Genomic DNA, 12,873 nt, shown 5'->3' with positions numbered 1-12,873 from the left:
GCCCGGACCGGCCCGTCTCCCCGCGTCCTGGGAGCCCGACAGCCGGCCCTCGCGTCGCAGCGGGCCGATCCCGCCGCTCCCCGGGCTGGCGACGCCGCCGGGCCCGCCCCCCGAGGGCCGGCGACGACGGCACCCGCACACCCCCGAACGCCCGCCCGTGAGCCCTGGACGGCGCCGGCTGGGCCGCGTCCTCATGGCGCTGGCCGCGGTGGTCGGAGTCGTCCTGCTCTACCACCTCGGCCTGTACTTCTACGTCGACCAGAAGATCGACCGGGTCGACGCGCTGGCGACCGACGGCCCGGAGGTGCTGGCCCCGGGACTGCAGGCCGGCGCGGACAACTACCTCGTCGTCGGCAGCGGCATCCCGGGCCAGGAGGGGGCGGCGTCGGTCGCCACCCTGCTGGCCTCGGTCTCCGCCGAGGGCGACCGTGCGGTGCTGGTCAGCTTCCCGCCCACCGCCCTGGTCGACACTCCGGAGTGCCGGACACCGGACGGCTCGCTCCGCGGCCCGGTCACCGAGGCCTTCGCGTCGTCGCTGCTCGAGGGCGGGCCGTCGTGCATGGTCCGTGCCGTCCAGCAGCTGTCGGGCCTCCGGGTCGACCACTACCTGGACGTCGATCTGGCCCGGCTGCCCGGGATGATCGACGCGCTCGGCGGCGTGCCCGTCTGCGTCATCCCGTCGGCAGCCACCGACGCAGCCGCCCGGCCGCTCCCCGACGGGCTGTCCCAGCTCACCGGGGACGCCGCGACCGGATATCTGCAGCCCGGGGACACCGGATCCGACGTCACCGGTGCCGCGGTCGCCGAGCGGGCACAGCGGCTGCTCACCTCGACGCTGCGGGCCGCGATGTCGACGGGCACGATCGCGGATCCGCTCACGCTGACCCGCTTCCTCAACCGCGCCGCCGACGCGCTGACCGTCGACGAGCAGACGACGCTCGGCGACCTCCGCATCCTGGCCGGATCGCTGGGCGATCTCTCCGGCGACGCGGTGCAGCGCGCGGGGCTGCCGGTGGCGCAGGTGGGCTACGTGCCGGCCGGGACCGACCAGGCCTACGTCCTGCTCGACCGCACGGGTACGCGGAACCTCTTCGACGCCATGATCGAGGGGAGCCCGGTCCCCCAGGAGCTCACGACGGGCAACGACGAGCCGGCCGTGGACAGCACCGCCGAGGACCCGGCCGCTCCGGTCGCCGAGGCTCCTGTCGCACCGGAGGCCACCCCGGAGGCGCTGACGGTTCCGCCTGCGGCGGTCACCGTGGACGTCCTCAACGGGACCGCGACGACCGGGCTGGCCGCGACCGTCGCCGACCAGCTGCGCGCTCAGGGCTTCGTGGTCGGCGCCCTCGGCAACGAGGCAGGGACGGTGAACGAGAGCGTCGTCCGGTACGGACCGAACGTCCTCGAGGCGGCCCGCACCGTGGCCGCGTCCGTGCCCGGTTCGGTGCTGCAGCCGAGCGACTCCATCGGGGACGCCGTCCAACTGGTCATCGGACCCGGCTACTCGGCCGTCGTCCCGGTCACCATCGGCGCACCCGCCGTCGAGGAGGCTCCGGCCGACACCACCGTCCCGGAGCCGACCACCGCGGCGCCGGTCAGCTGCTAGAACATCGCGCTCCTCCGGAGCGCAGCGGGGTCCTCTTTCAGCCGAAGCGGCCGGAGATGTAGTCCTCGGTGGCCTTCTCGTCCGGGTTGCTGAAGATCTTCTCGGTCGGGTTGAACTCGACCAGCCGGCCGGGCTGTCCGACACCGGCCAGGTTGAAGAAGCCGGTGGACTCGCTCACCCGTGCGGCCTGCTGCATGTTGTGCGTGACGATGACGATCGTGAAGCGCTCCTTCAGCTCCGTCATCAGGTCCTCGATGGCGAGCGTGGAGATCGGGTCGAGCGCCGAGCACGGCTCGTCCATCAGCAGGACCTCGGGCTCCACGGCGATCGCGCGGGCGATGCACAGCCGCTGCTGCTGGCCACCGGAGAGCCCGGAGCCCGGCCGGTTCAGGCGGTCCTTGACCTCGGTCCAGAGGTTGGCGCCCTTGAGAGACCGCTCGACCAGGTCGTCGAGCTCGGCCTTCTTCACCTTCTTGGCGTTGAGCCGCAGGCCCGCCGCCACGTTGTCGTAGATCGACATGGTCGGGAAGGGGTTCGGCCGCTGGAACACCATGCCGATCTGGCGGCGCACGTCGACCGGGTCGACGTCGGCGCCGTAGAGGTCCTGGCCGTCGATGACGACCTTGCCCTCGACCCGGGCACCCGGGATGACCTCGTGCATGCGGTTGAGCGACCGGAGGAACGTCGACTTCCCGCAGCCGGAGGGCCCGATCAGCGCGGTGATGCTGCGCGGTTCGATGGAGATGTTGACGCCCTGCACGGCCAGGAAGTTGCCGTAGTAGATGTCGAGGTCGGAGACGTCGATGCGCTTGGCCACAGGAGTTCCTCCAGGTCGAACCGGTCAGCGACCGGTCTTGGGGGCGAAGAAGCGGCTGATCAGGCGGGCGACGACGTTGAGCGCCATGACCAGGATGATGAGAATCAGGGCCGCCGTCCAGGCCCGGTCGATCGCGAATTCCGGTGGGAAGCCCGGCTGCGTGAGCTGGTAGTAGGCGAACACCGGCAGCGTGGCCATCCGGCCGTCGATTGGGTCGAGATTCGTGCCGTTGATGATCCCGACCGTGATCAGCAGGGGAGCGGTCTCGCCGATCACCCGGGCGATGGCCAGGGTCACGGCGGTCGCCAGGCCGGCGATGGCGGTCGGGATGACGACTTTGACGATCGTCCGCCACTTGGGCACGCCCAGGGCGTAGGCGGCCTCCCGCAGCTCGTTGGGCACGAGCTTCAAGACCTCCTCCGAGGACCGCACGACCACCGGGATCATCAGCACCGACAGCGCCGTCGCGCCCATGATGCCGAGCCGCACGCCCGGGCCGAAGAAGATCGCGAAGAGGGCGAAGGCGAACAGGCCGGCCACGATGGACGGGATCCCGGTCATCACGTCGACGAGGAACGTGATCGCCTTCTTCAGCCGGCCGGTGCCGTACTCCACGATGTAGATGGCGGTGAGCAGGCCGATCGGCACGGAGATGAGCGCGGTCAGACCGGTGATGATCAGCGTGCCGAGGATCGCGTGGTACGCCCCGCCGCCCTCACCGACAACGCCGAGCATCGAGGAGTTGAAGAACTCGCCGTCCAGCCGGCGCAGACCGCGGCCGAGGACGGTCCAGATCAGCGACACCAGCGGGACCATCGCGACGGCGAACGCTGTCGTGACCACGCAGGTCACGAGCCGGTCGACGGCCTTGCGGCTGCCTTCGACGGACCGGGACGCCACGTACACCGACAGAGTCCCGAGGACGACGGCGTAGATGACGGCCAGCACGAGGTTGAAGCCGGTGAGCACCGAGGCGAGGACACCGACCACGGCACCCACGGCGAAGAGACCGGCAAGAGCGAAGCGGGGGAGCTGGCGGTGGCGCTCGACCAGGCCCTGCTGCTCGGTGCCGCCCGGCGCGGGCTGGGTAGCGGTGGTCATCAGTTCGCTCCGGAGAAGTCGGCGCGCCGGTTGACCACCCAGCGGGCGAGCATGTTGACGGCGAGCGTGATGACGAACAGCGCGAGGCCGCTGGCGATCAGGGTGTTGACGTCCAGGCCCGTCGATTCCGGGAACTTCAGCGCGATGTTGGCCGCGATCGTCGAGGGATTGCTGTTGGAGATCAGGTTGAAGGTGATCCCGCCCGAGGCCGACAGCACGATCGCGATGGCGAGCGTCTCGCCGAGCGCCCGGCCCAGGCCCAGCATCGCTCCGCCGATGACACCGGACTTGCCGTAGGGCAGGACCGCCATCTTGATCATCTCCCAGCGGGTGGCGCCGAGGGCCAGGGCTGCTTCGCGGTGGAGGGCAGGCGCCTGGCTGAACACCTCCCGGGAGATGGCCGAGATGATCGGCAGGATCATCACCCCCAGCATGAGTCCGGCCGTGAGCATCGTGCGGCCGGTGGCCGAGGCGGGGCCGGCGAAGAGCGGGATGAAGCTCAGGTGCTCCTCCGCCCAGACGTAGAACGGCACCATGGCCGGGGCGAGGGCGGCGATGCCCCAGAAGCCGTAGACGACGCTCGGGATGGCGGCGAGCAGGTCGATGACGTAGCCCATGCCGGCGGCGAGGCGCCGCGGCGCGTAGTACGTGATGTAGAGCGCGATCGCGACCGCCAGGGGGGTCGCGACCACGAGCGCGATCACCGCGGCCAGGAGGGTGCCGAAGATCAACGGCGCGATGTAGGCGGTGAGCCCGTCGCCGCCGGGAATGTCGCCCGCGGGAGCGGTCACCGCGGGCCATGCCTCGCTGACGAGGAAGGCCGCGACCCCGGCCAGCACGACCAGGATCAGGATCCCGGCGCCGGTGGCGCTGCCGGCGAAGATGCGGTCGCCGACGCGCCGCTTGGGTCGCGGCGGCTCGGGTGGTGCGCTGGTGGTGGTCACCGATCGCTCCGTCTGGTCAGTGCGGGGATTGTCCACGGTTCGCCGGTCGGGTCGACCCTTCCCGGCACGGCGCGACGGCCCGGGGCGTCCAAGCGGACGCCCCGGGCCGCGCGGGGCCGGTGGTCGGTCAGCCCGCAGCCGTGATCGCGTCGACCGCGGTCTGCGCCTGCTCGCGCAGATCGGCCGAGATCGGCGAGCTGCCCGCGGCGTCGGCCGCAGCCTGCTGACCCTCCTCGCTGATCACGTAGGCCTCGAACGCCTTGACCGCGTCGGCCTTCGCCTGGTCGTCGTACTCGACACAGCCGATGTGGTAGCTGACCAGCACGATCGGGTACTCGTCGACCGACGTCGTCTCCCGGTTCACCGAGATGGCAAAGTCGAAGTCCCCTCGGCCCGGTACCCGCTCGGAGTTGGCGACCACGGCGGCCGCGCCCTCGGCCGACGGGGCGACGAACTCCTCGCCGACCTTGATGTTGGCGATGCCGAGGTCGCCCGCCTGGCTCTCGTCGGCGTAGCCGATCGTGCCCTGGCCGCCGCTCACCGAGGCGACGACGCCGGAGGTGCCGTTGGCGGCCTCGCCGCCGGAGATCGGCCACTCGCCGACCTTCCCGTCGGTCCAGACGTCACCGGCGGTCTTGGCCAGGTAGTCGGTGAAGTTCTCCGTGGTGCCCGACTTGTCGGCGCGGTGCACGGCCGTGATCGCGGTGCTGGGCAGCGTGGCGTCCGGGTTGTCGGCGGCGATCTTCGGGTCGTTCCAGGTCGTGATCGAGCCGTTGAAGATGCCTGCGACGGTGGCCGGCGACAGGTTCAGGTCGGCGACGCCGTCGAGGTTGTAGATGACGGCGATCGCCGAGATGTAGTTCGGCAGCTCGAAGACGCCCGAGGAACCGCAGACCTCCTCGGCCGCCGTCAGCTCCTCGTCGTCGAGTGCGGAGTCGGAGCCGGCGAAGTCCACGCCACCGGCGAGGAACTGCTCGCGGCCGCCGCCGGAGCCGACCGGGTCGTAGCTGAAGTTCACGCCCGGCTGGTCGGCGTTGAAGCCGGCCTGCCAGGCCTGCATGGCTGCCTGCTGGGCACTCGAGCCCGCGCCGACGAGGTCGCCGCTGAGCTCCTCGGCGCTGCTGCCGGAGGAGTCCGAACCGCTGGCACCCTCGTTGGAGGCCCCGCACGCTGCGAGGGAAAGGGTGCCGGCGAGGGCCGCGGACAGGACCGCGGCGCGCGTCGTGGTGCTGAGCTTCAACTCAGGGCCTTTCGACTGAAGGAACCCGGCCGTCGTGACCGGGCAGGTGAGGTCGAACGAGTGAGGACGCTAAGCAGCCGAAGTGGACGGATCCGGGTGCCTCGGTGAACGGAAGATGAACGCACCCTGAGGCTTGCGTCACCGGCGGACGGCGCCGGTAAGGCCAACGGGTGAACCGCCCTCGCGCGGGGGCCGTCAGCGGGGGTCGCGGCGCCAGGAGACGTCGACGGAGAAGCGGGCGAAGCCGCGCCCCTCGTACAGCCGCACGGCAGCCGCGTTGTCCTCTTCCACGTATAGGAGGACCTGGCTGAGCCCCCGGCCGCGCAGGTACGCCAGGCCGAGGTCGGTCAGCGCGCGGCCGAGCCGCAGGCCCTGCGCATCGGGGTCGATGCCCAGTACGTAGACCTCGCCGACCGGCTCGTCCGCGGCGTCCCCGGCCGGGTGCACCTTGGTCCAGTGGGAGCCGAGCAGGACGCCGCCGTCGTCCGGATCCCCCCGCCAGGCCAGCAGGAAGCCCGCCGGGTCGAACCACGGCTCGGCCTCGCGCAGCGCGACGTCCTCGGCGGTCCAGCCACCCTGCTCCGGGTGGGAGGCGAAGGCCCGGGCGTTCACCCGCAGCCAGGCCTCCTCGTCGCGGCCGGGCACGAAGGGCAGCACCTGGACGTCGTCGGGCAGGGCCGGCCGGGGGTCGGGGTCGACGCCGTCGAGGTCGCGCCGCATCTGCAGCAGCACCCGCGCCCGCTGGAAGCCGTGCGGTGCGAGCAGCTCGGCCGATCCCGGGAGGTCACCGTGCGCCCAGACGGAGAGCTCCCGATCGCCGTTGTGCTCGAGAACGCGCTCCAGCAGAGCGGTGCCGAACCCCCGCCGCCGCGACGCCGGGCGCACGACCAACTCCGCTGCGCCGTCGTCCAGCCGGGCGTAGCCGACGACGGAGTCGCCGTCCCGGACCAGGACGTCGTGGCCCGGTCCGCCGTGCCGGAGCCGGAGCTCCGACTCCTCGGACAGCGGGCGGACGCCGTCGGCGACGGTGGCCGACGCGAGCAGCGCCGAGACCTCGGCGAGGTCGCGCGCGTCCAGGGAGCTGCTCAGGCCGACCTGCTCAGACCAGCTCGGCGTCGACGGCGGGATCGGGGGTGGCAGCCCGCGCTGCAGCGGCCGTCGCGTCGGCGACCTGCTGGTCGAGCTTGTAGCCGACGTTGCGGACGGTGCCGATCAGCGCCTCGTGCTCGGTGCCGAGCTTGGCCCGCAGCCGCCGCACGTGGACGTCGACCGTGCGGGTGCCGCCGAAGTAGTCGTAGCCCCAGATCTCCTGCAGCAGCTGCGCGCGGGAGAAGACCCGGCCCGGGTGCTGGGCCAGGTACTTCAGCAGCTCGAACTCCTTGTAGGTGAGGTCGAGCGGACGTCCGCGCAGCTTGGCCGAGTAGCTGTGCTCGTCGATGACGAGCTCGCCGGCCTGGGTGACCCCGCCGTCGGCGCCGTCGGCGGGCGTGGCCGCGGCCACCCGGCGGGCGGTGGCCCACTTCAGGCGGGCGTCGACCTCGGCCGGTCCGGCGGTGTCGAGCAGGACGTCGTCGACCCCCCAGTCGGCTGAGAGCGCGACCAGCCCGCCCTCGGAGAGGACGGCGACCAGCGCGGCGGCGACGCCGGTGGAGGACAGCAGGCCGCACAGGGTGCGGGCCTGGATGAGGTCGTGGCGGGCGTCGACGAGGACGACGTCCCCGGAGTCGCCGTCGAGCAGGCTGGAGAGCTCGGGTGCGACCACGCGCACCTGATGAGCGAGGAGTCCCAGCGCGGGCAGCACCTCGGTCGTCGCCTGTCGTGCCGCGGTCATGAGTACGAGTCGCATGTCGTCTCCTCACGGGGCCGGGGACGACCGATGTCGCCCTCGGACCTACGACGGCGCTGTCGAGGTGAGAGGGCAGGATAACCGACGTGGTCGCCGATGACCCCGTCATGGCGGGAGTTCGGCGGTTGGCCGTCCGAACCGAGGACGGCACCGACCTCGCCGGACCGGTCGGACACGCCGGGAGTGGCGCCGCCGATCCGCTCGTCGAGCGGATCGGACGCGTGGCTTCTGCGACGATCGACCCGTGAGTTCCCTTGCCCTGGAGTCCGCGCTGCCGGCCCGGGCGCACCACCTGCCCGCCGCCGGCGTCGCGGCGGGGGCCGTCGCCCTCCTCGTCGTGCTGCCGGAGCTCCTGGGAGACCTGGGCCGGCTGGCCGCGGTCATCGTGCTGCAGCTGGGCCTGGTCCTCGTGTGGGTGCTGGTCACCGGCACGCAGGGGTTCGCCGGTTCGCTGACCGTGGGCACCGCCGCGGCGGTCGCCGCCGACCTGGCGCTGGTCCTCCCCGCGCGGCCGGCGATGGGCGCCCTGCTGGCCGTGTTCGGCGTCGGATTCCTCGCCGCCGTCCTCCAGCAGATGCTGCGACGCCCCCGGCACGACCTGGTCGCCTCGCTCGCGGGGGCGGCGCTGCTGCTCGCCGTGACCGGTGCGCTGGCATCCCTTCTCCTGCTCGGCCGCACCGACGCCGGGCACGGCCGGGCGCTGGTCGCCCTGCTGGCGGTGGGGGCGGCGTTGGTGGTCGGGCACCTGGTCGACCTCGTGCTGCCGCGGCCGCAGCTGGCCGAGGGGGTTCCGTGCGGATTGCTCGGGCTGGTGCTCGCCGTCGTGGCGGGGGCGGCGGTGGCGTTCCTCGGCCGCGACGTCAGCGGGACGGTCGACCCGTTGAACGCCGTCATCTACGGCGCGGTCCTCGGCGGGGTGGCGGCCATGGTGTCCCTCGTCGGGAGCTACCTCGTGGTCGAGGCGGGCGCCGCCGATCCGCCGGCGGGTGACCAGGCGCCGCCGGTCTGGGCGCTGTCGGTGATCCAGGGCGTGCTCCCCCTGGCCGCGTGCGGTCCGGTCGCCCTCGCCCTGCAGAGCGTCCTGTGACGGCGCTGCTGTGAAGGCGCTGCTGGTCGTCGTCCTTCTGCTCCTGGGTCTCGCCGTCCTCGCCGACCGGGTCGCCGTGGGCATCGCCGAGGACCGCGTGGGCAGCGAGCTGGCGACCAAGGGCGGCCTCCAGGGCACCCCCGAGGTGGACATCGCCGGGTTCCCGTTCCTGACCCAGGCGATCGGCGGCCGCTACGACGAGGTGCGCATCTCGCTGACCGCCGACGAGCTCGGCCAGCCCGCGGGCACCGAGGCCGACGTCGTCCTGCACGGCGTCCACGTGCCCCTGTCCAGCGTGCTGTCCGGGTCGGTGTCGGAGGTCCCGGTCGACCGCATCGACGGGACGGCGACGCTCTCCTACGCGCTGCTGTCGGCGCAGCTCGGCGGCGATGCCACCCTGCGGCCCGAGGGCGACGGGGTGCGGATCACCAAGACCGTGGAGCTGCTCGGGCAGACGTTCCCGCTCACCGCCACCGGCACGGTCGCGCTCGACGGCAACGAACTCGTCATCGACGTCGACCGGGCGTCGGGCGCCGGGGTGGACGTTCCGGAGTTCCTCGTGACGCGGGTCAGCGACCTGCTCGACCTGCGCTACGCCGTCCCGCCGCTGCCCTTCGGGCTGCAGCTCACCGACGTGCAGCCCGGTGAGGACGGCGTGGACGTGCGGGTCGCCGCGCAGGACACCGTCCTCAGCGGCTGAGGAATAGCGGGCGGCACCGCCGAGGTTCCTTCCGGCAATGAGCGGAATCGGAGCGGCCGTCGTCGTCGCCGCGCTGGTGCTGACCGCCGTCGCGGCCTGGTGGCTGCGCACGCGGAACGGCGCCGTCCGCGCCACCGGGGGAGGCGGGGCCGTGACCGGTGACGCCGTCTTCGCCCGGCTCGGTGTCCGCCCCGCGGACGCCGACCTGACCGTCGTCCAGTTCTCGACCGCCTTCTGCGGTCCCTGCCGCGCCACCAAGGCCCGCCTGCAGCAGTTGCAGACCACCCGGCCGGGCCTGGCCGTGGTCCACGTCGACGCCGAGAGCCACCTCGACGAGGTGCGCGAGCTCGACGTCCGCCGCACCCCCACGCTGTTCTATCTCGACCGCGACGGACAGGTGATCGGCCGCAGCAGCGGAGCTCCCCGCCCGGACGAGCTGACCGCTCTCGTCGACGCCCATGCCGGAGCGGGCACGTGATCGGCTACTCTCGCGGCGTGGGCACCCTGCTGACGTCGCGACGCACAGTTGATCTGTGCCGTGTCGACAGCTGCCTCTGTCCGACCTTCTGAGGTCGGTCCCGACCGACCAGACGCGCCCTGTCCGCCGTCCGAAGGTCACTCCTGCAATGACTGCAGCACCCCGTCTCGTCGATGTCCGGGGTCCCCGCTTCGCCGCGTGGATCACCGCCGTCGTGCTCGCCGTCTCGCTCGTCCTGGGCAGCGGCTCGCTCGTCGCGGTCCAGGCGGTCGTCTTCGCCGTCGGGGCCTTCGCCGGTCTCCGGTACGCCCCGTACGGGGCCCTCTTCCGCGTCGTCGTCGCGCCCCGGCTGGGTCCGGTGCGCGAGCGGGAGCCGGAGGCGCCGCCCCGTTTCGCCCAGCTCGTGGGCCTGCTCTTCGCCGTCGTGGGCGCGGCGGGCTACCTGCTCGGTGCGCCGGTGCTCGGCGCCGTCGCCACCGGGTTCGCGCTGGTGGCGGCCCTGCTCAATGCGGCCACGGGCTTCTGCCTCGGCTGCGAGCTCTACCTGATCGCCCGGCGGGCCCTGCCGGCCCGCGCCTGACCATTCGCACACCGAACCGACCACACCACGCACCACCACCGACCGGAGGAACATCCCATGAGCCGCAATGACGTGCTCGTCACCGCCGACTGGGCCGAGGAGAACCTGGGCACGCCCGGGCTCGTCTTCGTCGAGGTCGACGAGGACACCAGCGCCTACGACGGCGGCCACCTCGAAGGTGCCGTCAAGCTCGACTGGAAGACCGACCTGCAGGACCCGGTGCGCCGCGACTTCGTCAACAAGGAGGCCTTCGAGGCGCTCCTGTCGGCCAAGGGCATCAGCAACGACGACACCGTGGTGCTCTACGGCGGCAACAACAACTGGTTCGCCGCCTACGCCTACTGGTACTTCAAGCTCTACGGCCACGAGAACGTGAAGCTCGTCGACGGCGGCCGCAAGAAGTGGGAGCTCGACGGCCGCGCGCTGTCGAAGGACACTCCTGCGCGCCCGGCCACCCAGTACAAGGCCCAGGACCCCGACCTCTCCATCCGGGCCTTCCGCGACGAGGTCGTCGCCTCGATCGGCACGAAGAACCTCATCGACGTCCGCTCGCCCGACGAGTTCTCCGGCAAGATCCTCGCCCCCGCCCACCTGCCGCAGGAGCAGGCGCAGAAGGGCGGCCACGTGCCGACCGCGAAGAACATCCCCTGGAGCAAGGCGGCCAACGAGGACGGCACCTTCAAGAGCGACGAGCAGCTCGAGGCGCTGTACGCCGAGCAGGGCTACGACGGGAGCTTGGCGACCATCGCCTACTGCCGCATCGGTGAGCGCTCGAGCCACACCTGGTTCGTGCTGCGCGAGTTGCTCGGCAAGTCCGATGTCAAGAACTACGACGGCAGCTGGGTCGAGTACGGCTCGCTCGTCGGCGTCCCGATCGAGAAGTGAGCAGCTGACATGTGCGGAGCACCGAAGCAGGGCGGCACGCTGGCCGGCGTCGACCTGAACACGCAGACGGTCATCCAGGGTTCGGTCTGGCACGACGGCGCCCCGGTGCCGGGTGCCTACGTGCGGCTGCTGGACTCGACCGACGAGTTCACCGCCGAGGTGGTGACCAGCCCCGAGGGCGAGTTCCGGTTCTTCGCCGCCCCGGGTCAGTGGAAGGTTCGCTCGCTGTCGCCGGTCGGCAAGGGCGAGCAGGTCCTGTCGGCCGACGTCGGGCTGAACGAGACCACGGTCGCGATCAGCTGACCGAACCCGAACCGCACAGCGCCCGCTCCGGCACCGCCGGGGCGGGCGCTGTCGCGTCCGCCTGTCCCTGTTCCGGCACGGCATGGGCCAGGATGACCGGATGCAGCGTGACCCGGCCCCGCCGCAGCCCTCCACCGCGGCGAGCGGGAGCACCGGATGGCTCGTGCTGCTCTGGGTGGCCTGGGTGCTGGTACCGGCGGGTCTCGCGGCGGGCGCCCTCGGCAGCCTGCTCACGTTCTTCGGTGAAGGACCGACGGAGGCCGAGCGGGCGGACGCCAGGCGGCTGTTCGTCCTCGCCGCGATCGCGGGCGTCGCGATCCCCGTCGCCGGGCTGATCGTGAGCCTGCGCGCCCGGCGGCAGGGCAGCGCGACGGCGTTCGGCTTCGCCGCGGCCCTCGCCTTCATCGGCGCCGTCCTGGTCCTCATCGGTACGTCTCCACGGCAGCCGGGCTCCGCCGTCCCGTCGCACGCTCCGGGGGGCGCGTGCCAGGAGCACAGCGGCGGCGACACCCGCTGTCCGGGCGGCTAGCGGCTGCTCAGAATCCGATGAGCCGGGCGAGGTCGCCCATCGCGCGGTCGAAGTAGCGGTCGGCGTCCTCGACCGACCCCACGAAGTGGCCGAACAACTCGAAGCTGATCGTTCCGAACAGCGCGCTCCAGGCGAGCAGGGCCCGCACCCGCACCGTCTCGTCCAGGGCGGGGTGCTCCCCGCCGAGGACGGCGACCGCGTCGTCGCTCACCAGGTCGGCGTCCCGTTCGCCCGACCCGTCGGCGAGCGCGCCTGCGCGGGCCGCCTCCCCGAGGATCCGGCCGAGGACGATGCCCACCCGCGAGGCGGCCGGAACGGTGTCCTTAGGTGCCTGGTAGCCGGGGACGGGGGAGCCGTAGAGCAGCGCGTACTCGTGCGGGTGCCCGAGCGCCCAGGACCGCACGGCGCGGCAGACCGCCAGCCACCGGTCGGCCGGCCCGGCGGTCGGGTCGTCGACCGCTTCCGCGGCGGCGCCGAGGTCGTCGTAGCCGTCGATGATCAGCCGGGTGAGCAGGTCGTCGCGGCTCGGGAAGTACCGGTAGACGGCGGAGGACACCATGCCGACCTCGCGCGCGACCGCCCGGAGCGACAGCGCTGCCGCGCCGACCTCGGCGAGCTGACGCCGGGCGGCGTCGGTGATCTCGGCGGTCAGCTCGGCGCGGACCCGTTCGCGGGCGGAGGGCATGCCCCGATGATGCCCTGATGCGAGCACCGTTCGCAAGAGAGAGCAATGCTCTTGACACGACGTGTCGGGCGG

At 72.3% G+C, this 12,873-nt stretch carries 15 protein-coding genes; 8 read left to right on the top strand and 7 right to left on the bottom strand.

Annotated elements, in window-relative coordinates; genetic code table 11:
- The coding region (locus E4P38_RS21895; RefSeq protein ID WP_135134112.1) for an LCP family protein at nucleotides 1–1,606 on the top strand (1,606 nt) is incomplete at its 5' end.
- Nucleotides 1,607–1,643: 37 nt separating this feature from the next.
- Here E4P38_RS21895 and pstB read toward each other — a convergent pair.
- From pstB to E4P38_RS21865, 6 genes are all read right to left on the bottom strand, one after another.
- Nucleotides 1,644–2,423, bottom strand: a complete 780-nt coding sequence (gene pstB, locus E4P38_RS21890) for a phosphate ABC transporter ATP-binding protein PstB (protein WP_135134111.1) — start codon at nucleotides 2,421–2,423, stop codon at nucleotides 1,644–1,646.
- Between the two features lie 24 nt (nucleotides 2,424–2,447).
- The gene (pstA, locus tag E4P38_RS21885) at nucleotides 2,448–3,524 is read right to left on the bottom strand and encodes a phosphate ABC transporter permease PstA (protein ID WP_135134110.1); all 1,077 of its coding nucleotides are present in this window, start codon (nucleotides 3,522–3,524) and stop codon (nucleotides 2,448–2,450) included.
- Nucleotides 3,524–4,468 carry a phosphate ABC transporter permease subunit PstC gene (gene pstC / locus E4P38_RS21880; RefSeq protein ID WP_135134109.1) on the bottom strand — a complete coding sequence of 315 codons (945 nt, stop codon included), beginning with the start codon at nucleotides 4,466–4,468 and terminating at the stop codon, nucleotides 3,524–3,526. Before pstC ends, pstA begins: the two co-directional genes overlap by 1 nt.
- Nucleotides 4,469–4,595: 127 nt before the next feature.
- Nucleotides 4,596–5,708 carry a phosphate ABC transporter substrate-binding protein PstS gene (gene pstS, locus E4P38_RS21875; RefSeq protein ID WP_135134108.1) on the bottom strand — a complete coding sequence of 371 codons (1,113 nt, stop codon included), beginning with the start codon at nucleotides 5,706–5,708 and terminating at the stop codon, nucleotides 4,596–4,598.
- A 195-nt stretch (nucleotides 5,709–5,903) separates the two neighbouring features.
- The gene (gene mshD / locus E4P38_RS21870; RefSeq protein WP_280791107.1) at nucleotides 5,904–6,785 is read right to left on the bottom strand and encodes a mycothiol synthase; all 882 of its coding nucleotides are present in this window, start codon (nucleotides 6,783–6,785) and stop codon (nucleotides 5,904–5,906) included.
- A gap of 22 nt (nucleotides 6,786–6,807) precedes the next feature.
- The gene (locus E4P38_RS21865) at nucleotides 6,808–7,554 is read right to left on the bottom strand and encodes a response regulator transcription factor (protein ID WP_135134106.1); all 747 of its coding nucleotides are present in this window, start codon (nucleotides 7,552–7,554) and stop codon (nucleotides 6,808–6,810) included.
- 244 nt (nucleotides 7,555–7,798) lie between these two features.
- Here E4P38_RS21865 and E4P38_RS21860 point away from each other — a divergent pair, with 244 nt between their 5' ends.
- The 7 genes from E4P38_RS21860 (at nucleotide 7,799) to E4P38_RS21830 (ending at nucleotide 12,116) form a co-directional block, all read left to right on the top strand.
- Nucleotides 7,799–8,641, top strand: a complete 843-nt coding sequence (locus E4P38_RS21860; RefSeq protein WP_135134105.1) for a hypothetical protein — start codon at nucleotides 7,799–7,801, stop codon at nucleotides 8,639–8,641.
- A 10-nt stretch (nucleotides 8,642–8,651) separates the two neighbouring features.
- Nucleotides 8,652–9,341 carry a DUF2993 domain-containing protein gene (locus tag E4P38_RS21855; protein WP_135134104.1) on the top strand — a complete coding sequence of 230 codons (690 nt, stop codon included), beginning with the start codon at nucleotides 8,652–8,654 and terminating at the stop codon, nucleotides 9,339–9,341.
- 37 nt (nucleotides 9,342–9,378) lie between these two features.
- Complete coding sequence (locus E4P38_RS21850) at nucleotides 9,379–9,819, top strand: thioredoxin family protein (protein WP_135134103.1); 441 nt, start codon at nucleotides 9,379–9,381, stop codon at nucleotides 9,817–9,819.
- 148 nt (nucleotides 9,820–9,967) lie between these two features.
- Nucleotides 9,968–10,399 (top strand): DUF4395 domain-containing protein, encoded by a 432-nt coding sequence (locus E4P38_RS21845; protein ID WP_135134102.1) that lies wholly within the window; start codon nucleotides 9,968–9,970, stop codon nucleotides 10,397–10,399.
- A 57-nt stretch (nucleotides 10,400–10,456) separates the two neighbouring features.
- On the top strand, nucleotides 10,457–11,284 hold the full coding sequence (locus E4P38_RS21840) for a sulfurtransferase (RefSeq protein ID WP_135134101.1): 828 nt from the start codon (nucleotides 10,457–10,459) through the stop codon (nucleotides 11,282–11,284).
- A 9-nt stretch (nucleotides 11,285–11,293) separates the two neighbouring features.
- The gene (locus tag E4P38_RS21835; protein ID WP_135134100.1) at nucleotides 11,294–11,587 is read left to right on the top strand and encodes a DUF1416 domain-containing protein; all 294 of its coding nucleotides are present in this window, start codon (nucleotides 11,294–11,296) and stop codon (nucleotides 11,585–11,587) included.
- Nucleotides 11,588–11,687: 100 nt separating this feature from the next.
- A complete protein-coding gene (locus tag E4P38_RS21830; protein WP_135134099.1) occupies nucleotides 11,688–12,116 on the top strand; it encodes a hypothetical protein in 429 nt (142 codons plus the stop codon).
- A gap of 7 nt (nucleotides 12,117–12,123) precedes the next feature.
- Here E4P38_RS21830 and E4P38_RS21825 read toward each other — a convergent pair whose 3' ends face one another.
- Nucleotides 12,124–12,801 carry a TetR/AcrR family transcriptional regulator gene (locus E4P38_RS21825; protein ID WP_135134098.1) on the bottom strand — a complete coding sequence of 226 codons (678 nt, stop codon included), beginning with the start codon at nucleotides 12,799–12,801 and terminating at the stop codon, nucleotides 12,124–12,126.
- Nucleotides 12,802–12,873 lie beyond the last annotated feature (72 nt).

Origin of the sequence: Blastococcus sp. CT_GayMR16 (assembly GCF_004570875.1) — a bacterium.
Taxonomy (GTDB): Bacteria; Actinomycetota; Actinomycetes; order Mycobacteriales; family Geodermatophilaceae; genus Blastococcus_B.
Note: the sequence above shows the minus strand (reverse complement) of the source record. Positions and strands in the feature narration are given on the sequence as shown.

Coding starts and splice junctions, on each gene's coding strand:
- pstA (WP_135134110.1), bottom strand. CDS start 3,524: ATGACCACCGCTACCCAGCCCGCGCCGGGCGGCACCGAGCAGCAGGGC.
- E4P38_RS21865 (WP_135134106.1), bottom strand. CDS start 7,554: ATGCGACTCGTACTCATGACCGCGGCACGACAGGCGACGACCGAGGTG.
- E4P38_RS21850 (WP_135134103.1), top strand. CDS start 9,379: ATGAGCGGAATCGGAGCGGCCGTCGTCGTCGCCGCGCTGGTGCTGACC.
- E4P38_RS21845 (WP_135134102.1), top strand. CDS start 9,968: ATGACTGCAGCACCCCGTCTCGTCGATGTCCGGGGTCCCCGCTTCGCC.
- E4P38_RS21840 (WP_135134101.1), top strand. CDS start 10,457: ATGAGCCGCAATGACGTGCTCGTCACCGCCGACTGGGCCGAGGAGAAC.
- E4P38_RS21835 (WP_135134100.1), top strand. CDS start 11,294: ATGTGCGGAGCACCGAAGCAGGGCGGCACGCTGGCCGGCGTCGACCTG.
- E4P38_RS21830 (WP_135134099.1), top strand. CDS start 11,688: ATGCAGCGTGACCCGGCCCCGCCGCAGCCCTCCACCGCGGCGAGCGGG.
- E4P38_RS21825 (WP_135134098.1), bottom strand. CDS start 12,801: ATGCCCTCCGCCCGCGAACGGGTCCGCGCCGAGCTGACCGCCGAGATC.